At 40.4% G+C, this 22,283-nt stretch carries 21 protein-coding genes; 15 read left to right on the top strand and 6 right to left on the bottom strand.

Going from position 1 to position 22,283, the window contains the following annotated elements:
• Positions 1 to 23 precede the first annotated feature (23 nt).
• From IWX76_RS02750 to IWX76_RS02720, 7 genes are all read left to right on the top strand, one after another.
• Positions 24 to 1,130 (top strand): aminotransferase class I/II-fold pyridoxal phosphate-dependent enzyme, encoded by a 1,107-nt coding sequence (locus IWX76_RS02750; protein WP_196858319.1) that lies wholly within the window; start codon positions 24 to 26, stop codon positions 1,128 to 1,130.
• On the top strand, positions 1,123 to 1,749 hold the full coding sequence (gene bioD / locus IWX76_RS02745) for a dethiobiotin synthase (protein ID WP_196858318.1): 627 nt from the start codon (positions 1,123 to 1,125) through the stop codon (positions 1,747 to 1,749). The genes IWX76_RS02750 and bioD overlap by 8 nt, the downstream gene beginning before the upstream one ends.
• A gap of 10 nt (positions 1,750 to 1,759) precedes the next feature.
• Positions 1,760 to 2,740: a biotin synthase BioB gene (bioB, locus tag IWX76_RS02740; RefSeq protein ID WP_196858317.1), complete on the top strand. Its 981-nt coding sequence runs from the start codon at positions 1,760 to 1,762 to the stop codon at positions 2,738 to 2,740.
• 4 nt (positions 2,741 to 2,744) lie between these two features.
• Complete coding sequence (gene bioA, locus IWX76_RS02735; protein WP_196859016.1) at positions 2,745 to 4,019, top strand: adenosylmethionine--8-amino-7-oxononanoate transaminase; 1,275 nt, start codon at positions 2,745 to 2,747, stop codon at positions 4,017 to 4,019.
• A gap of 133 nt (positions 4,020 to 4,152) precedes the next feature.
• Positions 4,153 to 4,455, top strand: coding sequence for a sigma factor (locus IWX76_RS18140; RefSeq protein ID WP_196859015.1), 303 nt, complete (start codon positions 4,153 to 4,155; stop codon positions 4,453 to 4,455).
• Positions 4,456 to 4,474: 19 nt separating this feature from the next.
• Positions 4,475 to 4,954, top strand: a complete 480-nt coding sequence (locus IWX76_RS02725) for a sulfatase-like hydrolase/transferase (protein WP_196858316.1) — start codon at positions 4,475 to 4,477, stop codon at positions 4,952 to 4,954.
• On the top strand, positions 4,951 to 5,391 hold the full coding sequence (locus IWX76_RS02720; protein WP_334641338.1) for a sulfatase/phosphatase domain-containing protein: 441 nt from the start codon (positions 4,951 to 4,953) through the stop codon (positions 5,389 to 5,391). The genes IWX76_RS02725 and IWX76_RS02720 overlap by 4 nt, the downstream gene beginning before the upstream one ends.
• Before the next feature lie 77 nt (positions 5,392 to 5,468).
• On the opposite strand, the gene IWX76_RS02715 is transcribed toward IWX76_RS02720, so the two are convergent.
• Entirely contained in the window at positions 5,469 to 6,551 is a 1,083-nt protein-coding gene (locus IWX76_RS02715) for an FUSC family protein (protein ID WP_196858314.1), read from the bottom strand.
• A 93-nt stretch (positions 6,552 to 6,644) separates the two neighbouring features.
• Here IWX76_RS02715 and IWX76_RS02710 point away from each other — a divergent pair, with 93 nt between their 5' ends.
• The 7 genes from IWX76_RS02710 to IWX76_RS02680 all read left to right on the top strand — a co-directional run bounded on the left by IWX76_RS02710 (position 6,645) and on the right by IWX76_RS02680 (position 17,930).
• Positions 6,645 to 6,920 (top strand): hypothetical protein, encoded by a 276-nt coding sequence (locus IWX76_RS02710; protein WP_196858313.1) that lies wholly within the window; start codon positions 6,645 to 6,647, stop codon positions 6,918 to 6,920.
• A gap of 159 nt (positions 6,921 to 7,079) precedes the next feature.
• Positions 7,080 to 7,721: an RNA polymerase sigma-70 factor gene (locus IWX76_RS02705; RefSeq protein WP_196858312.1), complete on the top strand. Its 642-nt coding sequence runs from the start codon at positions 7,080 to 7,082 to the stop codon at positions 7,719 to 7,721.
• A 111-nt stretch (positions 7,722 to 7,832) separates the two neighbouring features.
• On the top strand, positions 7,833 to 8,858 hold the full coding sequence (locus IWX76_RS02700) for a FecR family protein (RefSeq protein ID WP_196858311.1): 1,026 nt from the start codon (positions 7,833 to 7,835) through the stop codon (positions 8,856 to 8,858).
• Between the two features lie 228 nt (positions 8,859 to 9,086).
• Entirely contained in the window at positions 9,087 to 12,332 is a 3,246-nt protein-coding gene (locus IWX76_RS02695) for a TonB-dependent receptor (RefSeq protein WP_196858310.1), read from the top strand.
• Between the two features lie 13 nt (positions 12,333 to 12,345).
• Entirely contained in the window at positions 12,346 to 14,013 is a 1,668-nt protein-coding gene (locus IWX76_RS02690) for a RagB/SusD family nutrient uptake outer membrane protein (protein WP_196858309.1), read from the top strand.
• Between the two features lie 89 nt (positions 14,014 to 14,102).
• Positions 14,103 to 15,482 (top strand): glycoside hydrolase family 28 protein, encoded by a 1,380-nt coding sequence (locus tag IWX76_RS02685; RefSeq protein WP_196858308.1) that lies wholly within the window; start codon positions 14,103 to 14,105, stop codon positions 15,480 to 15,482.
• Between the two features lie 63 nt (positions 15,483 to 15,545).
• Positions 15,546 to 17,930: a glycosyl hydrolase 115 family protein gene (locus IWX76_RS02680; RefSeq protein WP_196858307.1), complete on the top strand. Its 2,385-nt coding sequence runs from the start codon at positions 15,546 to 15,548 to the stop codon at positions 17,928 to 17,930.
• Between the two features lie 193 nt (positions 17,931 to 18,123).
• On the opposite strand, the gene IWX76_RS02675 is transcribed toward IWX76_RS02680, so the two are convergent.
• The 4 genes from IWX76_RS02675 to IWX76_RS02660 all read right to left on the bottom strand — a co-directional run bounded on the left by IWX76_RS02675 (position 18,124) and on the right by IWX76_RS02660 (position 20,643).
• A complete protein-coding gene (locus tag IWX76_RS02675; protein WP_196858306.1) occupies positions 18,124 to 18,651 on the bottom strand; it encodes a DUF922 domain-containing protein in 528 nt (175 codons plus the stop codon).
• A gap of 19 nt (positions 18,652 to 18,670) precedes the next feature.
• Entirely contained in the window at positions 18,671 to 19,651 is a 981-nt protein-coding gene (locus IWX76_RS02670) for an alpha/beta fold hydrolase (protein ID WP_196858305.1), read from the bottom strand.
• 66 nt (positions 19,652 to 19,717) lie between these two features.
• The gene (locus IWX76_RS02665) at positions 19,718 to 19,900 is read right to left on the bottom strand and encodes a hypothetical protein (RefSeq protein WP_196858304.1); all 183 of its coding nucleotides are present in this window, start codon (positions 19,898 to 19,900) and stop codon (positions 19,718 to 19,720) included.
• 11 nt (positions 19,901 to 19,911) lie between these two features.
• Positions 19,912 to 20,643 carry a DUF3667 domain-containing protein gene (locus IWX76_RS02660; RefSeq protein ID WP_196858303.1) on the bottom strand — a complete coding sequence of 244 codons (732 nt, stop codon included), beginning with the start codon at positions 20,641 to 20,643 and terminating at the stop codon, positions 19,912 to 19,914.
• Positions 20,644 to 20,939: 296 nt separating this feature from the next.
• On the opposite strand from IWX76_RS02660, the gene IWX76_RS02655 reads away from it, so the two are divergent.
• Positions 20,940 to 21,656 carry a RibD family protein gene (locus IWX76_RS02655; RefSeq protein ID WP_196858302.1) on the top strand — a complete coding sequence of 239 codons (717 nt, stop codon included), beginning with the start codon at positions 20,940 to 20,942 and terminating at the stop codon, positions 21,654 to 21,656.
• A gap of 63 nt (positions 21,657 to 21,719) precedes the next feature.
• On the opposite strand, the gene IWX76_RS02650 is transcribed toward IWX76_RS02655, so the two are convergent.
• Positions 21,720 to 22,268, bottom strand: a complete 549-nt coding sequence (locus IWX76_RS02650) for a DUF3347 domain-containing protein (protein ID WP_196858301.1) — start codon at positions 22,266 to 22,268, stop codon at positions 21,720 to 21,722.
• Between the last annotated feature and the right edge of the window lie 15 nt (positions 22,269 to 22,283).

The following is a 22,283-nucleotide window of genomic DNA, read 5'->3' as shown; positions in this document are numbered from 1 at the left end:
TGGAGAATGCAGGCATTAAAACGATGCAAAAACGCTTACAGAAACGTAGCGATGAGGGTTTGCTACGGAACTTGCCTTCGCAACTAAATCTAATAGATTTCTGCTCCAACGATTACCTGGGATTTTCCCGTTCTTCAGCTTTAAAGGCAAATATTTTAAACGCCCAGCAAGCTTATCATGATATGCCTTTGGGAGCAACGGGTTCAAGGCTGTTGACCGGCAACAGTGACTTTGCTGAAAGCCTGGAGACTGATCTGGCTGCAGACCAGCAGATGGAAGCGGCCTTATTATTTAACAGCGGCTATACGGCAAACCTGGCCCTTTTCTCTAGTCTACCCCAAAAAGGAGATACAATCCTAATAGACGAACTTATCCATAGTTCAGTGATTGACGGCTGTAGGTTAAATTTTGCAACGCGCATAAAATTCAAACATAATGATCTGCCAAATCTTAAGGAAAAGCTTAATAGGACTAAAGGTGTCTGTTACGTTGCCATAGAAAGTGTTTATTCCATGGATGGGGATTTGGCGCCACTGATAGAGATTACCGCACTTTGCAAAAGTTATGGTGCGCTACTGATTGTAGACGAAGCACATGCATTTGGCGTATTCGGAAAAGGATTGGTGCATGGTGCGGGATTAACCCACGATGTCTTTGCTGTGGTGATTACCTTTGGTAAAGCGCTTGGCGCACATGGTGCCGCAGTTTTAGGAAGCAGATTGCTACGCAGCTACCTCGTTAATTTTGCCAGGCCTTTTATTTACAGTACAGCAATGCCATTTTCAGACCTCCTGTGGCTCAAAATAGCTTTTCAATTTTTGAAAGAAAATGAGTCGCTTCAGGAGAAACTTCAGCAAAAGATTCATCTGTTTCAACATTGCCTCTTTCCACACCAAGCTAAGGGGACATTTAAAAGCCCAATCCAGGTTATTATCCTGCCCGGCAACGAAAAAGTTAAACGTGTGAGTATGGAATTAGCAGAACAAGGACTGGCCGTCTTTCCGATATTAAGTCCTACAGTTCCTAAAGGCAAGGAAAGACTCAGGATTTGCCTCCATACTTTCAATACTGATCAAGACATTAAAAAACTTTGTCATACACTTTCAAATAGCATTAACATACATGAATAAACCATTATTTGTTACAGGAATTGGTACTGGCGTGGGTAAAACTATTGTTTCGGCAATACTCACCGAGCAATTAAAAGCTGATTATTGGAAACCGGTACAGGCTGGCGACCTGGAATGCAGTGATCGTGATAGGGTATCAAGTTTGGTTAGTCACCAACAAACCGTTTTTCACGGTGAAACTTATCGTTTTAAACTGGCGGCCTCGCCCCATAAAGCAGCACAGTTTGAAAATACAAAAATTAAGTTAACAGATTTTACCTTGCCCCATACCGGGAATCAGCTAGTCATTGAAGGTGCCGGTGGATTGATGGTGCCACTTTCCGACAAGTTCCGGATGATAGAGCTGATCCAGCACTTTGATGCAGCTGCCATTCTGGTAATCAGAAATTATCTGGGATGCATTAACCATGCCTTGCTTTCCATGGAAGCTTTAGTAAACCGAAATATCATGGTGCGGGGGGTCATCATCAGTGGAGAAATGGATGAGGCCACAAAAAGCATCCTGCACAGGTATTTTCCGGCGGAAACATATGTCGCAAAAATACCGGAATTTAAAAACCTCAACAAGCAAAGCATACAGCACTGCCCTGATATACTGGGCAATTACAATAACACATAAAATTATACACATGACTGTAGAAAAGAAACTCAGAACAGACTGGACCCTGGATGAAATCAGGGCCATTTATGATCTACCCTTATTGGAGCTGGTTTACCGGGCAGCAACAGTACACCGCCAATGGCACCAGCCTTCTCAGGTACAGGTCTGTACCTTATTGTCGGTTAAAACTGGTGGATGTACCGAAGATTGTTCTTATTGCGGACAAGCAGCGCGCTATCATACCGATATTAAAGTTAAGGCGCTAATGTCTGCTGAAGAAGTAATTTCCTGTGCAAAACGCGCTCAAGAAGCAGGTTCATCACGTTTTTGTATGGCTGCTGCATGGCGTGAGGTGCGTAATAATAAAGATTTTGACCGTATTCTGGAAATGGTTGCGGGTGTAAACGAACTGGGTCTGGAAGTATGCTGTACCCTGGGCATGTTGACAGAAGAGCAGGCAAAGCGTTTACAGCAGGCAGGTTTGTACGCATACAACCATAACCTGGACTCCTCTGAAGGGTATTATGAGGAAGTCATCAGTACAAGAACTTTTGCCGACAGGCTCAATACAATTAACCATGTGCGGAAGGCTGGCATTACCGTTTGCTCTGGTGGAATTTTAGGTCTTGGTGAAAGTCACGACGACCGGATGTCAATGTTACTGACTTTAGCTACGATGTCTAAACATCCGGAATCTGTACCTATTAATGCCTTGTCCCGTGTGAAGGGAACGCCATTAGGTGAATTTCCGAAAGTTGAATTGTGGGATATGGTCAGAATGATAGCTACCGCAAGAATTATAATGCCAGCTGCCTTGGTGAGATTGAGTGCTGGAAGGGCAGAAATGAATGAAGAAGAACAGGGCTGGTGTTTCATGGCAGGTGCCAATTCTATTTTTACGAGTGAAAGCGAAACTTTATTGGTTACTCCAAATCCAGGTTTGATGCAAGATAAAAAAATGTTTGAAAACTTAGGCTTAAGGCCAATGGTGAAGGGAGGGCAGCTCTAACATGATGACTTTATCTGAAAGAGACCAACAGCATATCTGGCATCCCTATACACAAATGCAAACTTCCGCTCCGGCAATCCCCATTGTTAAGGGAGCGGGTGCTTATTTATTTGATGAACAAGGGAAACGTTATCTTGATGCAGTTTCGTCATGGTGGGTTACCCTACATGGCCATGCACATCCTTACATTGCTCAGAAAGTCGCCGCACAGCTTCTAGCGCTTGAGCAGGTGATCTTTGCCGGTTTTACACATACGCCCGCTATTGAACTGGCCGAAACGCTGCTGGAGATTTTGCCTGCCAACCAGCAAAAAGTATTTTATACCGATAATGGATCTACTGCCGTTGAGGTAGCTTTAAAAATGTGCTTACAGTTTTGGAATAACAAGGGGAGCAGCCGGCAAAAAGTACTGGCATTTACCAATGGATATCATGGTGATACTTTTGGGGCCATGGCTGTAAGTGGCAGGAGTGTATGGACGAGACCTTTTGAACAACTCTTGTTTGATGTGGTATTTATTGATCCTCCGACAAAGGAAAATCTTCCACAGTTGAAGTCTTTGGTATCCGGCATGGCAACAGAAATAGCTTGTTTTATTTACGAACCACTGGTGCAAGGTTCTGGGGGGATGCTGATGCACAGCGCTGAAGGTCTGAATGAGCTGATGCGTCATTGTCGTAAAGAGCGGGTCTTAATGATTCAGGATGAGGTTTTCACTGGTTTTGGTCGTACAGGAAAGAACTTTGGCTGTGATCATTTGACGGAGGTTCCCGATTTGATGTGCTTTTCAAAAGGTCTGACAGGTGGCACCATGCCATTAGGTATAACTACTTGTATCAATGAAATATATGAGGGTTTCCTTAGTGAAGATCAGCATAAGGCACTATATCATGGACACTCCTTCACTGCTAATCCCCTCGCTTGTACAGCCGCGCTTGCAAGTTTGGAATTGCTGCGTAGCCAGGAAACTCAGGATCATATCCGTAGGATCTGCAAAAAACACCTTGAGTTCTCGATAAAGGTAGAGTCGCACCCTCAAGTAAAAGAAGTAAGGCAAACAGGCACCATTTTGGCTATTGAATGGAAAAGCAATGCGGAAACATCTTATTTTAATGCATTCAGGGACCAACTTTATCCTTTTTTTCTGGAGCATGGCATCTTGCTAAGGCCGTTGGGAAATGTTATTTACATACTGCCTCCCTATTGCATGAGCAATGAGGATCTGGAATATATTTATTCAGTCATTTGGCTGGCACTAAGTCAAACTGAGAAAAGGTGAAGGTCTGTGCGCCGTGTAGGGGAGTCCACAATAGCTTTTTTGCCTATACATTAACTTATATAATAATTAGGGTTGTGAATGGTTTTTTGTATTATTGTTTTTCCAAATATAGCTACTGAACAAATTGAGATGAATCAAAGATTCCCCTGATTTTATTAGTGAACAATCTTTTAAAGAAGCATTTAAGTTATATTATCCCAATTTATGTTTTTTCGCGTATCAGCTTCTGGGTGATCAGGATGTAGCAAAGGATGTTGTGCAGGATGCTTACGTTTCTTATTGGAATCAGATCCGTAACATTCAGGATAATGAAAAGGTTATCAAGGCTTACCTCTTTAATTCCGTAAAGTTTATTGCCTGTAACCGAATCAGACATGAGAAAGTCGTTCGTCGTCATTATGATACAGTGTTTACAAGACACACCTTAAGATCGTGATAATGTAGTGTTTAACCGTATGGATTGGAACTTTAACGGTTACAGTCCTGTGCCCAATATTCCACCTACCATCTATGCTACAGCAATGCCTCAATTATTAAAACAAAGCGGATATTTTACTGTGCATGTTGGTAAAGCACACTGGGGCTCACAGGGAACACCTGGTGCCAATCCCCTGAACTTGGGTTTTATGGTTAACGTAGCTGGAAATGCTATCGGTCACCCGCAAAGTTATTATGGAAAGGAAAACTATGGCAATATTCCGGGTAAGTTTACATACAATGCCGTACAGGGGCTTGCGGAATACTACGGTAGCGATACTTTCCTTACAGAAGCATTAACGCTTGAAGCTTTGAAAAGCACCGATCAGGTAGTGAGTACGAAACGGCCCTTTTATCTTCATTTGGCTCACTATGCCCTTCATGACCCTATTCAGGCCGACCCAAGATTTGTTCAGAAATACCTCGATAAGGGTATGGATCCGCGCGAAGAGAAATAATCGAAGATTTTTTCCCTTCTATACTGGAAATGGCAGGAATAGAAAGTCCTTCGGTGAGTCAAGAGGTTGATGGCATAAGTTTCGTTTCTCTACTTAAAGTAGAACCATATGCTCATAAGGACAGGTCATTGATTTGGTATAATCCGCATAAATGGACGGCAACCGATGGCCCGGGCATCAATTACTTCAGTGCTATCAGGCAAGGGAATTGGAAACTAATTTATGATTTTAAAAAAGAAAAACTAGAGCTTTACGACTATAGTCAAGATATTGGAGAACATGGGAATCTCATAAGAAAGCATAGAGCGACCGCCTTAAAACTGGCGAAATCGCTGACTACGCAGTTAAAAGCCTGGAACGTGGTTTTGCCTACTTATAAAAGTACTGGTAAAAGTTTGCCCTGGCCGGATGAAAAGGCTCATTCTCTTTCTTTGTAAAAGATGTAATATTTACCTACACTGCAGAAGTCGGTTTACTTCTTTAGCTCACCTCCAAGGATGATACACAATGAACACTAGTGCTTTCTCAACATTGCCACCTTTGCCATTCGCAGATGACGGTCGGCTTTAGCTTTCAATTGCTGATTGTGCAAAATCCATCCTCCTATTCCTCCAATAACACTACCAATGATGATATCCGTGAGTCTTATAGATATAAGCTGATTTGTATCCACAGTGAAAAGGCTGCCGATATCAGCAAGAAAAATAGTTAATGGCGTAATAAAAATACAGGCCAATGCATAGTGCCTTACGACAAGCATTTCTATGATGAACTGTAAAACCAGAATTAAGATACAAACAGTTAAAGGACTCAGATTGTACTGAAGAAGGATCCATGTCAGGCCAATACCTATATAAGTGCCTAGCATTCTGTAAAAGCTCCGCTGCCAAACATGCGTCACCGTTATTCCCTGCATAATGGCAAGGGCAGATATGGGTATCCAATATGGATTACTAAATTTAAACAGGTGTCCAACCAAAAGTGCGAGCATGATAAAAATACCTAAAATAAAGGATTCAGTAATAAGAGTGCCGTTTCTTCCCCTGGGTGTAATCTCGTGTAGGTTTGTTTTATATTTATTGGTGATATATAAGCTGTATATAAACGCCAGGATACAAGCAAATAATACCCCAAGTGTTAGTATTCCAACCTTAATTGGAATTCTTTCCAAATCAAAAGGCATGCAGCTAGCCATTACTGCAATCATGATAAAAAAGAAATTTCCCGGGGGGCCGAGTTTAAAGTTATTTGTTGTCCAGTTAATAATAAAGGCAAAAACTCCTATCATAATAGATGAAAAAATGCCATTAAAGCTACATACAATCCCTATGGTAAAACTTAGGATAAAACCCAGACCACAGAATATAGTGGTCGAAAAACGGTGCTTGAAGCTGGTTGGTGGCATATATAATATGACCAATCCTCCTAAGCAGCCTAAAATTCCAAATTCCAGATGGTCGAAATAATACCCTACCAGCAAGGGAATTCCTACACAAAGCGACGCCAACACAGGTATGTGCCATAAGCGTTCTGTTCTCTTTAGTTGAAAAAAAAGCCTTAGTTCTCTATGGATGACTCGTTTTATGCTTGCAAACATGGTTTGTTTTGGATGGGGTAGTTTTACAACAAAAAAAATATAATATAGTGAGTTGCAAATTTAAAGATCTAAAGACATCATAAAAGCCTAATCATGAAGAAAATATTTGTAGGGCTTCCAAAGGGTCGCTGTAAAAAGCATCTGCGCCCATTTCCAAATAGTACCATTCTATTACTGGATTGGATAAGTGAACTGGAGACTCTTGAACTACTTTTGTTTAATATGAAAGCATATTTAATTAATGACTTTGGTAGTCCTGAGGTTACCATGTCTCCTGCAGTGATAAAATTCAGGTATGAAAAAATTAATGATTTTAAGAATTTAGTTGCGAAGCATGATCCTAATCAAAGTTTCAAAATGAGTTTTTGACTAGCATTATTTACGCTGGATAGTGGTAGACAGAAATAGCTAGAGTTGAACTTCAAATTTCACTTCTTTAGTATTTGGTAAATAAAAACACTACATTTAAGCTAACCAAATATAATCAGCTCATTTGCCGTTCCTGGCAGGGGCTATCATTTTACAAGCTTGAAACAGACTATAGACATATTAGCGTGCTGGGCGAAAATAGTTAAGGATAACGACCTGAAGTCTTTTGAGGCGCTATTGTATTCATTAAACTCCAAATTGATTAGCTTCTGTTCATTTTACGTCTATCAAAAAGAAATTGCTGAAGAAATTGTATCCGATGTATTTGTACACCTATGGGTCAACCGGGCAAATCTGTCGCACGTTGTAAATCCAGAGACGTATTTGTTTGTGTCCGTGAAAAATCGGGCGATCAATCATTGTAAAAGTGCAGCGAAACTAAAGTTGGTCAATATTGATGACTGCGGCGATGAACTTGCATTCACATACCAGCCCGATAAAGACTTTGAAAAAAAGGAACTGATGTTTCAGCTTGACAAAGCTATTGAGACGCTGCCATTGCAATGCAAAGTTATATTCAAAATGGTGAAAGAAAATGGCATGAAATGTAAAGAGGTAGCCGAAATATTGGAAATTTCACCTCGAACGGTGGAAACCCAAGTCTACCGGGCAATGAACAAAATAAGTACGATCATGGTTGGTCACCAAAACCAGAGGGAGGGAAGAAAGGTAACACCTATTCGTCATATCGCATCTGTGGTTATTGCCTGGCTTTCCATATGCTTGGAAATATTCGTTTAGCTCCATTTTTACATTTGTTATGCAGCAACATTTCTGGTCAACAAAATTTTTTTAATTTCTTGTAAGTAGTTTCGGTGAAATTCTTGTCCTATAGAAAAGAATCATACTACTATGTCTCAATTAAGATTTAACGAGCTGATAGCTAAAGAAATGATGGAAACGCTCAGCGTTTCTGAAGCTACTGAATTGGCTCAATTCTTAAACGACGACAAGTATAAAGAACAATATGATCTTTATAAGATGTATTTTTCAACGAATACTTCTGTTCATGATTCTGACCTTGCTATATTTAATAAGGTAATGACAAAAATTGGTCAGGATGAAACTTTGACGAGCACTCCTTCATTCCTGAAAAGACATTACCCGCTTGTTATGAGTGTAGCTTCTATAGCTGCCCTAATTTTAGTTGTCCTATTCATTTTCACAAAACAGCACTCGGGAGTTGATATTCCCCTGGTTACTAAAGCGGGTTCAAAGAGGTCAATAACCCTGTCTGATGGCACAAAAGTTATTCTTAATGGCTCAAGCAAACTTGTTTATCCAGCACAATTTGGCAGAAATTCCAGGGAAGTGACCTTGGTGGGTGAAGCCTTCTTCGATGTAGTAAAGAATCCAGATCGTCCTTTTATTATTCACACCGAAAAAATGAACATCAAAGTACTAGGAACGGCCTTTAATGTTAAATCGTACCCCAATGATCCTTATAGCGAAACTACCTTGATTAGAGGTCTAGTAGAAGTGACCATACCAAATAGGGGTAATGATAAAATAACACTCAGGCCTTCGGAAAAGCTAAAAGTGAATTTCACTCTTGATGAGGGATCTGAAAATGCCAAAGGAGGAGCTGATGATCTTCCCCTGACGGAGCTAACACATTACCATAAAAATGATTCTACTTTAATTGAAACGTCCTGGCTAAACAATACCATAGCTTTTAAAGACGAAACATTCTTTGAAATTGCCAAGTCCCTGGAAAGAGCTTATGGTGTTAAAATAAGTTTTGGAGATGAAAATTTAAAGAAACTTAAATTTACGGGCACTTTTGAACGGCGTTCCCCATTAGAAATCCTGAAAGCCCTTAGTGTAACGGAGAACTTTACCTATACGGCAGACGGAAACAACCTATTAATCAAATAACCAATTATAAACTAAATACTGAACCATATGAAACAGGAATTTACTTAATGAAAACGGGGACCTAGATCCCCGTACAATCAAAGATGATCGATGAATAATTAATGCAGACTGCTTTGGACGGAAGTCTGCAATCAAATCAACCTTTAATACAGTAAACTTATGAAATTTTTTAAACACCTAAATGGTGTTGGCGGCTTCTTTTGCCCAAAAAAGCAAATTATCATTATTATGAGACTAACGTTTGCATTAATTATCCTATTTAGTCTCCAATCGTGGGCGACCGGATTTTCACAAACTAAAGTAACCCTTGATTTAAAATCTGCCTCTTTTAAAAAGGTCATTGCTGAGTTGGAGAAGAAAACAATATACCGTTTTGTTTTTAGCGAGCGCCATATACCTGAGAACAAATTCATTACGATGAGCGTCAACAATAAAGAGGTGTTGGAGGTTCTTGGACAAGTTTTAGAAGGCACGTCTTTTTCTTTTCAAAGGCTACAGGGTAATTTGATTGCCATTGTTCCGGTAGGAACTTTGATGAAGGATATTACCGTTACAGGAAAGGTGCTTGATGAAACAAATATGCCAATTCCAGGCGCTACAATAACAATCAAAGGTCTTTCCAGAGGTACACAGACAGATACGAATGGTAATTATAGTCTCATTGCTCCGGAAAATGCCGTTCTTATTGTCAGCTATATTGGCTATGACCCCCAGGAAATTCAGCTTGATTCCAGAACAACTTTAAATATCAAGCTTGTACCATCGTCACAAAAACTAAATGAGGTGGTTGTGGTGGGTTATGGAACCCAGCGGAGGGCTGACTTAACAGGTTCTATAGCTTCTGTTAATGCTAATACCATCGCAAGGGCAGCAACTACGGATGCTACCGGTGCCCTGCAAGGTAATACCCCAGGTGTGACGGTTGTAAAAAGAGTAGGTAAACCGGGTTCAGGTTTCGCGATTAACATTCGAGGAATCAGTTCTTTCGGAGGAAATAACTCGCCTTTGTTTGTTATTGACGGCGTTCCAACCACTTCAGGTCTAAATGATCTTAATCCGGCTGACATTGAAAAAATTGATGTGCTAAAGGATGCTTCCGCAACTGCAATATATGGGTCAAGAGGTGCAAAAGGTGTTGTAATTGTGACTACCAAAAGGGGTAAATCGGGTAAAACGGTTATCTCCTATGATGCATATATGGGGGTAAGAACCCCTGCGAACCTGCCGGATATGATGAGCGGTCCGGAGTATGTGGCCTACATGATGCAGTTGTACAAGAATACCGGCAGATCTACTGACCGGAGCAATACTTCTTTTTTTACGGCTAATGAATGGGAAAATATTGATGCCGGAAATTACACCGACTGGTCATCTATGTTTATCACCAATGGTTTACAAATGAACCATAACGTGAGTGTAAGTGGTGGTGATGAAAAGACCAAATTCTCTTTTGGTGGTGGATACTTACAGGAACAAGGGAATGTTTCACCTGAGGATTTTAAAAGGTATTCCATCCGCGTGAACATCGAACATCAGATTTCAAAAAAGTGGCGAGCTGGAATGAATTTTTATGGCGCTCAGAACCTTCAGAATGAGGGAAGTGCCGAAACATTACGGTCTTCCTACCGGATACATCCTGTTGCCTCTGCAGTGAATAGTAATGGGGATCGAATTGAGCGTCCTCTTGCCAATAGTCAGGGCCTTGTTCATCCCTATTTTGACCAGGAAAATGAAATTCGTCGAAATCGTTGGGTACGGTCATTCGGACAACTATTCTTACAGGTTGAACCTATTGAATACCTGACTTTAAAAACGAGTTTTTCTCCGGGAATCTATTCGGAGCGTAGAGGATGGTACAGAGGGCTACCGTCAAAGAACGCCCTGGATAATCAGGCAGTGAGCCATGCGGAAAGTAGAACAAATGAACAGTTCACCTGGATCTGGGATAATCAGGTTACTTACGCAAGAACTTTTGGTGAACATAAAATAACCGCCACGGCAATTCAAAGTGCGCAAAAAGACAGGGAAGAGTGGAACCAGCTGGACGGCGTTAATTTGCCTTTCCGTTCCCTTTGGTATAATTTAGGTTCAGCGAAAAACACCTTGCCTAACGGAACGCTTCGGGCGCCGGTAAATGTAACGGGTTTTAGGAAAATTACTTTGGCATCTGCCAGGGGAAGATTAAATTATACGTTCAAGGACAAATACCTGTTTACGGCATCAGGTACCTGGGACGGGTCCTCAAGACTTGCAGAAGGTAATCAATGGGCCTTTTTTCCCTCCGCGGCTTTCGCATGGAGGTTATCGGAAGAGCCGTTTATCAAAAAGATTACAGCAATCAACGACCTGAAACTAAGGTTAAGTTACGGTGAATCGGGTAATGACAGGGTAGATCCTTATAGTACACAAGCTACGCTGGCTTCCACAGTATACTATTTTGGAAATACTTTAGCGCAAGGTTACGCACCTGGCCTATTGGCTAATAAAAACCTGGGTTGGGAAACCACTAAAGAGATTAACCTTGGCCTGGATTATACCATGTTTGATAATCGGGTTTCCGGTACTGTAGATGTTTATAATCGAACCATCACTGATGTGCTTTTAAATAGAAATCTACCTGCACCTGTTGGTTATGGATCTGTGCTTGCCAACATTGGTAAATTAAGGAACCGAGGAATAGAGGTTGGTTTAAGCACAACTAATATTCAATCAGGTAAGTTTAGCTGGAAAACTGATTTTGTATTTGATGCGAATAAAAACGTTATTCTGGAGACTGGAAATGGTAAGAATGATGATATCGGCAACCGATGGTTCATAGGTCAACCTATACAAGTTAATTATGACTACAAGTTTGATGGAATTTGGCAACTGGATCAGGCTGAGGCTGCTGCAGCTTTTGGTCAAAAACCAGGGATGGTTAGGGTTTTGGATATTTCTGGCCCTAACGGGGTGCCTGACGGTGTTATCAACGAAGCTGACCGAACAATTATTGGTAAACGTGCACCAAGCTGGACAGGATCCTTCGCAAATACCTTCAGATATGGGAATGTGGATCTGTATATTATGGCCTATACACGCCAAGGTGAGCAATTCCTAAGTCAATTCCACCAAACTTTCGCTTCATATTCATCACAGTGGATTAATCAGGCCCGTGGTGACTACTGGACCCCAGAAAATCCGTCTAACACTTTTCCAGCCCCCGGAGGTACTGCCGCTGCAGGTAATTTTGCTGGCGCAGCTAATTACAGAACTGGAAACTTTGTGAGGATTAGTAACATTACCCTTGGGTACACCTTTGCAAGTAAAGTGTTACAAAAATTGAACCTGAATAACTTAAGGGTTTATGCAACAGCAACCAACCCCTTCCTGTTTAGCAAATTTGACGGATATGATCCGGAATGGTCATCTGACAATGTTTACGGTGGCGCGATTAGCAGTTCAACTTATATGTTCGGATTGAATTTAGGTTTTTAAACATCAATTGAAAATGAAAAAGATTTTATATATACTGGCAATATTTGTCATCTCAGGGATGGTTTCCTGTAAAAAATTCTTGGTAGAAGAGAACTTAAGTGGTATTACCAATGAGACTTATTATGTAGATGCAGCTGGGTACGAAGCATTGGTCAATTCCTGCTATCAATCTATGCGAAGCGTGTACAACACAAACCCTAGTTTATTTGAATGGGGAACTGATATTGTGACGAGAGGTTCTAAAGAACTTTTAAATGGTTCTGCTGATCTGGTACCTGGAACCCAGCTGAATGAATACAAAACCTTAGCTTCTAATAATGGTGATATTCAGGATTTCTTCTCCAGGTTATACGCAGGTATCCAGAGGTGTAATACGGGCATAAACAGGGCAGACAAGATCCCGAATTTAACAGAGGACATCAAATCTAAACGTATTGCAGAGCTTCGTTTTATCAGAGCGTATTACTATTATTTGCTTGCAGAGAATTTTGGCGGCGTCCCCATAGTTACAGATGAATTTACTGGTCCTGAAACGCATTTTGTTCCGAATACAGAACAGGAAGTTTATGATTTTATGTTCACTGAACTGAATATGGCGCTCCCTAATTTGGAAGTGGATCCTGCAAAAGTAGAACCTGGCAGGGTTACCCAGGGCGCTGTAAAACAGTTGTTGTCTGTATTGTACCTGACCCGTGGTTACAAGACCTACAAAAACGCCAATGATTTCACTGAATCTGCCAGGTTAACGGAAGAGATTTTAAGTAGTCCTTTTTACGGCCTATTGCCTTCATTTGCTGATGTATTTAAAACGGCAAATGAGCGAAGTAAAGAGATCATATTTTCTATCCAATATGAGACACTTCCGGGCGGTCCAGGTCATGGACAAAATATTCAGTTTGGTTGGAGACTCTGGCAGGCGCAGACTGGCTTTGATGAGGCTTCGGCAGCCACCATTTACAATAAACGCAGGTCAGATTTTGTACCTACGCCTTTTCTTTACTCTTTATTTAACACAGAAAAAGACGCCAGGTATGATGTTACCTTTTTAAGTGAATACAGGGCAACAAAAGACCAGGGAACAGTAAAAAAAGGTGATTTAAGGTTTTATTTCCCTTACCCGGATAAACCATTTTCAGCTGATCAGGAAGCCATATTGAAAGCTGCTAACCCACAAGTTGAGGTGATCAAATATCCCTGGATCTATACTTATAATGAAGAAAAGTTTCCAATGATTAACAAGTTTTATGACCCTAACGCCGCCTTACCCGGAAGTGCAGAATCCGCGCATGCTTCATCAAAAGATATAATTCTTTATCGCGTTGCGGAAACTTACTTAGTTGCTGCCGAAGCTTATTTCATGTTAGGCCAACCTCAAAAAGCCGCTGAAAAACTTAACATAGTGAGGACACGCGCAACAAAAGCTGGTCAGAATTTAAATATTACTGTAGCGGAGGTAACGCTTGATTTTATACTGGATGAGCGGGCAAGGGAACAAGCTGGGGAATACAAGAGATGGCTGGATCTAAAGCGTACGCATAAATTAGATCGTGCTTTTAGACACAATCCTTTAACAAATGCTGCTAATGGAGCGGCCGTAGACGAAAAATTCTACCTGAGACCTATCCCTCAAACAGTACGCGATAGAGATACTGGTGGATATCCACAAAATCCAGGGTATTAATCAGCTGATAGCAGTCATCATAGAATAGTGATCAGACCGTGGTCTAGCTAGACCACGGTCTATTATTAACAACTACATAAGTAAGATCAATGAAGAAATTATTAGTGCTGATGCTGTTTTGTTATTCTATCTCCAGTTCCTTAGCCCAACAACGAAACAGAATAATTGAAACTAAAATTAATGTAAAGGCTCCGTTTGGCAATTACAATATTACCGTCCCGGATTTCTCGAAGGCCGTAAAATTAAATATTGTTGACTTTGGTGCTGCCCTGGGAAATAAGGAAAAGACAACCACTGCTATTGCTCAAGCCATTTCCAAGGCGCATGAACTAGGTGGTGGGACTGTGGTAGTGCCAGCTGGAGAGTGGCTGACTGGTAAAATTCATTTTAAAAGTAATGTGAATTTACATATTGAAAAGGGAGCTTTACTGTTGTTTTCTGCAGATCCGGCTGATTACTTGCCTGCTGTACACAGTAGCTGGGAAGGAATGGAGTGTTTAAATTACTCGCCCTTAATTTATGCCTATAAATGTAAAAATATTGCCATTACCGGGGAAGGTGAATTAAGGGCACAGATGAACACCTGGAAAACCTGGTTCTCCAGGCCAAAGGCACATATGGAGAGCATTAAAAGGTTATATAACCTGGTTTCCGCCTATGCACCTCTTAATGAGCGATCGATGGTCAACGATACGGCGAATCTTCGTCCTCATTTTATTCAATTCAACCGTAGTGAGAACATATTATTGGAAGGGGTAACAATTACTAATAGTCCTTTTTGGACCGTTCATCCTTATCTCTCTAAAAATGTCGTGATTAGGAATATTAATATATATGCCCATGGACATAATAACGATGGAATTGATCCGGAAATGAGCCAGAATGTACTTATAGAAAATTGTCAATTTGATCAGGGTGATGATGCTATTGCTATTAAATCAGGCCGTAATCCGGAAGGATGGCGTTTGAAAACACCATCAAAAAATATCGTCATCCAAAATTGTACAGTTAAAAACGGTCACCAGCTTTTAGCGCTAGGAAGTGAGCTTTCTGGAGGGATTGAAAACGTATTTGTCAATAACTGTATAGTGGTTGACGGTGCTAAACTTAACCACCTAATTTTTATTAAAACGAACGAACGTATGGGCGGCTACGTAAAAAACATTTACGCCAGTAACCTTACTTCCGGAAAAATTGATTTAGGCATATTAGGCATTGAAACTGATGTGCTCTACCAATGGAGAACACTTGTGCCGACGGTCAAAGTCAAACTTACACCAATCAGTAAAATATATCTGGAAAACATTCAATCGACCAATGTGAAGTTTATATCCAGAATTCTTGGTGATAAAAGGTTGCCGATTCATACGGTTTCGCTAAAGAGCGTGAAGGCGGATACCATTTTAAAGAATAGGCATATTCATGAAAATTTTATCAGTGGTTCTGCAGTAAAGAGCAAAGTAAAATAGAAGTATGTTTAATAGTCAATACATATTTATTATGTATTAATCAGTAATATTTATACGAAGACCATGAAATACAACGTCTTGTTAGTAACAATAATTTTCTTTTCCAGCTTCATGCTGAAGGCTCAGCAACCTTTGTTAAGGGCTGGGGTTAGTGCTAAGCTGCATATTGCTATAAAGGAGGAACCAGTGGTTCACACTGCTGCTGATATTTTACAGAAAGACATTAAAGCTGTATTTGGGTCACAACTGGCAATAACCCGGTCAAATGGTAAAACGGAAATTGTTGCCGGCACGATTGGCATAAATGAGGAAATTACCCGTTTGGATGGTGCTAAATTAGTTGACCTTACAGGGATTAAAGGAAAGTGGGAAGCTTTTGTGCTCAAAACGATCAAAGAGAACGGGAAATTAAAGCTGGTTATTGCAGGCAGTGATAGTCGTGGTACGGCCTATGGAATATTGGAATTATCCAGAATGATCGGGATTTCACCATGGGAATGGTGGGCAGATGCAACACCAAATAAGCTTACGACTTTTTCTTTTCCAGATGAAACAATAATTCAATCGCCTTCTGTGCAGTATCGTGGCGTGTTTTTAAATGATGAAGATTGGGGCCTCCTGCCATGGAGCAGCAATACTTTTGAACCAGAAGGTAATATCAAGCCAGGGATAGATACCAGTACATTAAATGAAAAAAGCGTCATTGGTCCGAAAACTTACGCGAAGATATTTGAGCTGTTACTGAGACTTCGTGCCAACACGGTTTGGCCAGCGATGCATGAGGTTACCGTTCCATTTTATTTTGTGGAGGGGACAAAGGAAATCGCAGATAAATATGGTATCATCGTGGGCACTTCCCATTGCGAACCATTGATGCGAAACAGTGCCAGTGAATGGGACGCAGCAGGCAAGGGGCGTTATAACTATGTAACCAATAAGGATGCTGTAGTTGACTACTGGGAGGAGAGGTTAAAAGAACTTAAGGGGGCTGAGAATTTCTACACCATTGGTATGCGCGGCAAACATGATGGTAAAATGGAGGGGGTAAACAGCGTTCAGGAATACAAAGATCAGCTTGCAAGGATCATCCCCGACCAGCAAAACCTTCTTAAAAAATATATTGCAGACGATTATACCCGTATTCCGCAGGCTTTTGTGCCTTATAAAGAAGTATTAGAGGTTTATAATTCGGGACTAAAGGTGCCAGACCATGTAACGCTGGTATGGCCTGATGACAACTTTGGATACATTCGCCATTTCCCATCCGAGGTAGAAAGAAGCAGGACTGGTGGTAACGGGGTTTATTATCACCTTTCTTATTGGGGCAGGCCACATGATTATTTGTGGCTGGGTACAGCAAACCCGGCTTTGGAAATTCAGCAAATGAAGCTTGCCTACGAAAAAGGCGCCAGGAAGATTTGGATAGCAAACGTGGGTGACATCAAGCCTGTCGAATACCAGACAGAGCTTTTTCTTGATTTGGCTTGGAATATTAATGAGGTAAAAGGGGTAGACTCACATCTTGAAAGCTTCCTTTTCCGTGAGTTTGGTGAAAGTACGGCTAAGGAACTATCAGCTATCATGCAGGAACATTATCGACTCGCCCATATCCGCAAGCCCGAACTTTTAGGGAATTCCAGGGTTTACGATGAGGCACGTGCCAAGGTGTCGGATCTTCCATGGACTGAGGCGGAAATCCGGACACGGTTAAATGAGTATGATAAGATTTCTAAAAAAGTAGAGACGTTGTCGGCTCTTATTCCATTGGCAAAAAAAGATGCCTTTTATCAACTTGTTCAATACCCGGTACAGGCGGCTACACAAATGAATTTTAAAATGCTGTATGGCCAGCTAGCCAGACATGCAAAGGCAGAATGGGCATTAAGCACGAAAGCATATGATAGTATTCAAGTTTTAACACATCGATATAATACGTTGTCTAATGGAAAATGGAATGGAATGATGGATGCTCAGCCGAGGAAATTGCCTGTTTTTGAGGCACTAATTAAAGATGAGCGTTTGTCGTCCATGACTGCACCGAATAAACCAGCACGGAAATGGAATGCGCTGGAAGGAAATAGCAGAGTGAAACTTTTGGCAACCGGACTTGGCTATGAGGGAAAAGCAGCAACGATTGTGAAGGACGAGACGTTAACATTCGAATTTAAGGATTTAGGAACGGATTCTGTGCTGGTGGAGGTCAGGTTGTTGCCAACCCATGCGGTGTCAGAAGGAAAACTTCGTTTTTCGGTATCGTTGGATGGCGGTGAGGCAAGGATAATCGATTATACGACCAAGGAATCGAGTGAAGAATGGAAGGACAATGTTTTACGTAACCAGGCGATCAAAAAATTGACGTTCAAGTGTACCAGGAAATCGCATCGGCTGACCTTTATGGCTGTTGACGAAGGGGTTGTGCTAGATCAGATTTTGTTGTACAAAAAGTGACGTTATTGATACTCGTGAAAGGATAGGTGATATCGAAATCTACTTACCTAAGTTATTTAAATTGTTCAGTTTGGTTAGTGGGGTGTGCCGGAGATTCTCCGGTGCACTTTTTTATTACTTTATCATAATAAACTGGCAAAGATTGAGTAGTACAAACAACAGTTAAATCAGTGTTATGCCTGCCTGTAGAAGTTTACTCCAAAAGCTCCAGATTACTTTTAATATAGGCATCCCATCTCTTTTGTGATACGGTGTCTCTACTGTGATTCGTTTCACGGTCGTATTGTTGATCCAGCTGGCGGTACTTCACATTCGTTAATTTAAAAAGGGAATCAATCTCCGTTCTGAAGTTTTTTGAATACTTAAAGTTAGATAAAGTCTTTTTGACCTCACGTTTCATCATTTCGCCAATAGCAAAATGCATCTGTTCATGATTTAACAAGTGATTTACTTGTTCTTCTGAAAGGCGGTCAGTTAGAAACCATGATTTATCGTGCATGAAATGCAAGCCAACAGCAAGTTCTAATTTCTTAGCGGGGTGAAAAAATGTATACTTATAATGAACCTCCCAAAATATAAAAGCTGCAAAAGAGCGGTTTAAGTCTGGGAGCGACTTAAAATCACTAACGTTAAGTTGGCGATAGTCTTGGGCCTTTACGCTGGTATTAATGTGGAGCAGTAAAAAGGTAACTGTAATTGCACCTAAAAGTTTTTTGGTCATTGTTTGATGATGTAAGGTACTAGTTAGTCTTTTGAAGCGTCTGGATGATGGTTGTTTGGAACTTTTCTGGCTCATCATGATGAATCTGATGTGCAGAATTATCAAATAGAAACAAGTCTTTTTTGGGTGCATTCAATTGCTCATAATATTTCTTTGTAATGGCTGTTGAGGTTTGAATATCGTTTTTACCTACAAAAAAATAAACGGGACAGTCAACTTTGTTTAAGGTTTTCGGTAAATCAATAGCCATCACTTCGTTCCAAACAGGCGACCATGTTTTAGACCATTGCAGAAATCCGTTTTTGAAATCATCGCTGGTAACATATTCCTTACCCTCTTTATAAAAAAGCCACTTTCTTAAGTAAAACAAGTCTTCATCCACTTTGAAAGGAATATTAATGCTAGCTAATTCTTGACTAGCAAGTGAATTTGCATCAAAATGTGTTTTCAAAGTATGGAGTAATTCTTTCTCACTTGCTAATTGACTAATCACCGGGTTTACAGCGAAATAGGCATACAAGAGTTCGGGATGATTTTTAACGATAGTAAAGCCTAAAACGTTACCCCATGAACTTCCGAGTAAGTATACTTTGTCTTGTTTTAATTCCTTCAATAGAAAACTGATCACTTGATAAGTATCCTTTTCCATTTGCTCAACAGACGGCAGGGTTGGAGAAGGATTTAATTTCAAGGTTTTGCCAGCATCCCTTTGATCCCATTGAACGATAGTGAATTTACCTTTCAATTGGTCTGTAAAAGCGTCCGCATTATTCATCATAGAGCTTCCAGGTCCTCCCGCTAAAAAGAGTAACACTGGTCTGGTAACATCATCAGTTTTAATGGAGATGACTTGTTTTATTCCGCCAATTTGCGGCCTAAGCAGTGTGTCAATTTTAACAGCAGTGCCCAGGGGCTTAATTTGTTTTTTTTGCTGCCCATTACTTCCATAAAATGGAAATGAAATGGTGAATAGCATAATAATTAGACCTTTCTTAATCATTGATTTTGGTATGGAGAACGTTAAAAAAAGCAATCAGGCGGTGTAGCGTCAATAGGATGTTAGCGATTATCCCCGCTTAACATTTTTGATGATGACAAATAGCGAACCGATGAAGGTAATGATGTAAATGATGGCTAAGCCGGTGTTCTCGAATTTGAAAGTTTCAAAATCAAATTTCTTGTACAAGGTGATACCTAAAATAATTGCGATTACACTAAAAATTACCGTAAGGGCCTGTTTCTTTTCCATATGTTTTATTTTTATTTAATGATGAAGTCTATTATAGTGCCTAAGAGAAATAGAGTTAGCCAAAAGGTGATCATGCCTAAAAGATAAGAAGCTAGTGCTTTAACATAACTTCCAGGTTTTTTCTTGTCAAAAAACTGTGCAATAGCATAGGAGCAATAGGTAACACCAACGAAGCCACCAACGGCCATCAAATCCAGGTGTGTAATTCCCTGAAAGAGGGCGAAAAGAGCATAAATTAACATGCCCATGCCCATAGTGAAACACAGCAGTATCAAAATCTCAAAGAAATTGTAATTGTATTTTCTAAAAAATAGTTTTATATAAAAAGCAATGAAGATACCCATGATGATGTTTGAATAACCATAATAGGCTTGCACCCATTTAAAAAAGATACCTGTAGTGGATGGTTGCTGTTCACTATAATTTACATAGCCGTCTTCAAGATGAAAATAATGATTGATGAGTGAATAAGCCAAAGAAGTGATGATGATGAAAATAATGGGTTTTACCAGCCTGCTTCGGTTTTCTGAAATAAACTGTTTTACATTCTCTCCAGGCCTGATTAACAATTCCCGGATCGTATATAAAATACCCTTTTCAAAGTGTAAGACGTGTTCAACCTCATGTATGATGTAATGGCCGTTAATCCGTTTTAACAGCACAGGCTGGCCACAGTTATGACAGTAGTTTAAATTTACTTCAGTCTTGCAATTTTTACAATTCGTAGTTGGCCTGTCCGTCATAAGTTGCTGTATTGATGATCATAACGACCAGTAATCAAATATATAAAAATGACTGAAATACTAAAATACTAAAGTGTGCGTTGCGAAAATTTTTTATAATTTAATTTTGACCTCATTACAATGAGCTGCGTTCGTGCATCTATAATTACATACGGCCGTGTAATTAAATGATGTTGGTGCAATAATTATACACGACCAATTAGGTTAACCTATTTTGAAGTGGTTAAACCCTCTTCCAGCCAACAAAATAAGTTTGGCTGTGTTGTTATGCCATGACTAATGAATTAAATAACAATTTGAGCATAAAGGATCGCCCATACATCATCTGTTTAATGATGACTTCTGTGGATGGGAAAATACTTGGAGAAAATTGGGGGGATCGCCCGGAGATGGTGACCTTGAAAAACAAATTTGAGCAAATTCATAACCAGATTGGTATCAAAGCTTGGATAGTTGGCCGGACAACGATGGAAAAAGACTTTACGGACTATACAAAGCCTATCTTGAAAAAAGCTGATCATCAAATAGACCGGAACGATTACGTAGCAGCACATGGCGCACAGTCATTTGCAATAGCGCTGGATGGTAAGGGCAAATTAGGCTGGGAAAGTGCAGAAATGGAAGGCGATCATGTGATCACGATACTCACCGAAAGGGTGGAAGATGCTTACCTGGCACATTTAAAAGACATCGGCGTATCTTATATTTTTGCTGGATCAGATGAAATCGAGCTAAAAACTGCACTTTATAAGTTGCGTCATCTTTTTGGCATTGAAAAGTTAATGTTAGAAGGTGGGGCGCGTATTAATGGTAGTTTTCTGAATGAAGAATTGATCGATGAACTTCATCAATTGCTTTTACCAATTGCCGATGGTACTACAGCAACATCAACCTTGTTTGAGATTGATGAGGCGATAAAAAAGGAAGGGGCTACGCTTTTAAAGCTCGAAAATGTGAAACAAATTGAGGACGATGTGTTATGGCTTACCTACAAATTTAAATACTCATCGTAAAGCAAATAGGCCTGCCAAATAACGTTTTATGATTAACTCACATTTGGCAGGCTATTTAGACTATTAGTTTAATGTTTCCGTAACTGAACCGCAGGTTAACATGCTTTCTCCAAAATAGGGGTTTCGAATTTCTTTAACTTGGCTTACCCAGGATGCACCTTTATCATTTAATGCCATTGGGCAATGTGCTACATAGAGCTCTCCGCTTTCCAGGCCAGTGTCTTTTAGCAAAGCAATGAAGTGATTATTTAAAGTCGCATAAAGTGTTCTTTGCGTGTCCAGGTTCTTGGCAGCGGTAATCTGTGCAGCTGTTGTAGCTAAAGCAGTGCCTCCTTTAACACCTTGAGCACCGGCTTCAATCGCCATAGCTGATACCTTTGCTGTGGCTGCATCTCCTTCAGTTAAGGCCGTTGTTAATAGCTGGTATTGTTTGTATACAGCATTCAGGTTACTGTCTTTTAAGGAAGCGGCAACAGCAGGAGTGGAGGTTTCCTTTGGGCTGGCCGGTCCATGGTTATGGCCCGCGTGACTATCTTTAGGTGCTGTGTTGCTACAAGCGGCTAATAAGACTACCAAGCTCAGTGTTAAGGTTGTTTTTAGTGTTTTGTTCATGACTTTCATTATTTA

Source organism: Pedobacter sp. CAN_A7, assembly GCF_015752175.1.
In the GTDB taxonomy this organism is placed as follows: Bacteria; Bacteroidota; Bacteroidia; order Sphingobacteriales; family Sphingobacteriaceae; genus Pedobacter.
Note: the sequence above shows the minus strand (reverse complement) of the source record. Positions and strands in the feature narration are given on the sequence as shown.

Excerpts from the sequence above, each read along its gene's own strand:
- IWX76_RS02750 (WP_196858319.1), top strand. The coding sequence starts at position 24 with ATGCAAAAACGCTTACAGAAACGTAGCGATGAGGGTTTGCTACGGAAC.
- bioD (WP_196858318.1), top strand. The coding sequence starts at position 1,123 with ATGAATAAACCATTATTTGTTACAGGAATTGGTACTGGCGTGGGTAAA.
- bioB (WP_196858317.1), top strand. The coding sequence starts at position 1,760 with ATGACTGTAGAAAAGAAACTCAGAACAGACTGGACCCTGGATGAAATC.
- bioA (WP_196859016.1), top strand. The coding sequence starts at position 2,745 with ATGACTTTATCTGAAAGAGACCAACAGCATATCTGGCATCCCTATACA.
- IWX76_RS02725 (WP_196858316.1), top strand. The coding sequence starts at position 4,475 with ATGGATTGGAACTTTAACGGTTACAGTCCTGTGCCCAATATTCCACCT.
- IWX76_RS02715 (WP_196858314.1), bottom strand. The coding sequence starts at position 6,551 with ATGTTTGCAAGCATAAAACGAGTCATCCATAGAGAACTAAGGCTTTTT.
- IWX76_RS02710 (WP_196858313.1), top strand. The coding sequence starts at position 6,645 with ATGAAGAAAATATTTGTAGGGCTTCCAAAGGGTCGCTGTAAAAAGCAT.
- IWX76_RS02700 (WP_196858311.1), top strand. The coding sequence starts at position 7,833 with ATGTCTCAATTAAGATTTAACGAGCTGATAGCTAAAGAAATGATGGAA.
- IWX76_RS02695 (WP_196858310.1), top strand. The coding sequence starts at position 9,087 with ATGAGACTAACGTTTGCATTAATTATCCTATTTAGTCTCCAATCGTGG.
- IWX76_RS02690 (WP_196858309.1), top strand. The coding sequence starts at position 12,346 with ATGAAAAAGATTTTATATATACTGGCAATATTTGTCATCTCAGGGATG.
- IWX76_RS02685 (WP_196858308.1), top strand. The coding sequence starts at position 14,103 with ATGAAGAAATTATTAGTGCTGATGCTGTTTTGTTATTCTATCTCCAGT.
- IWX76_RS02680 (WP_196858307.1), top strand. The coding sequence starts at position 15,546 with ATGAAATACAACGTCTTGTTAGTAACAATAATTTTCTTTTCCAGCTTC.
- IWX76_RS02675 (WP_196858306.1), bottom strand. The coding sequence starts at position 18,651 with ATGACCAAAAAACTTTTAGGTGCAATTACAGTTACCTTTTTACTGCTC.
- IWX76_RS02670 (WP_196858305.1), bottom strand. The coding sequence starts at position 19,651 with ATGATTAAGAAAGGTCTAATTATTATGCTATTCACCATTTCATTTCCA.
- IWX76_RS02665 (WP_196858304.1), bottom strand. The coding sequence starts at position 19,900 with ATGGAAAAGAAACAGGCCCTTACGGTAATTTTTAGTGTAATCGCAATT.
- IWX76_RS02660 (WP_196858303.1), bottom strand. The coding sequence starts at position 20,643 with ATGACGGACAGGCCAACTACGAATTGTAAAAATTGCAAGACTGAAGTA.
- IWX76_RS02650 (WP_196858301.1), bottom strand. The coding sequence starts at position 22,268 with ATGAACAAAACACTAAAAACAACCTTAACACTGAGCTTGGTAGTCTTA.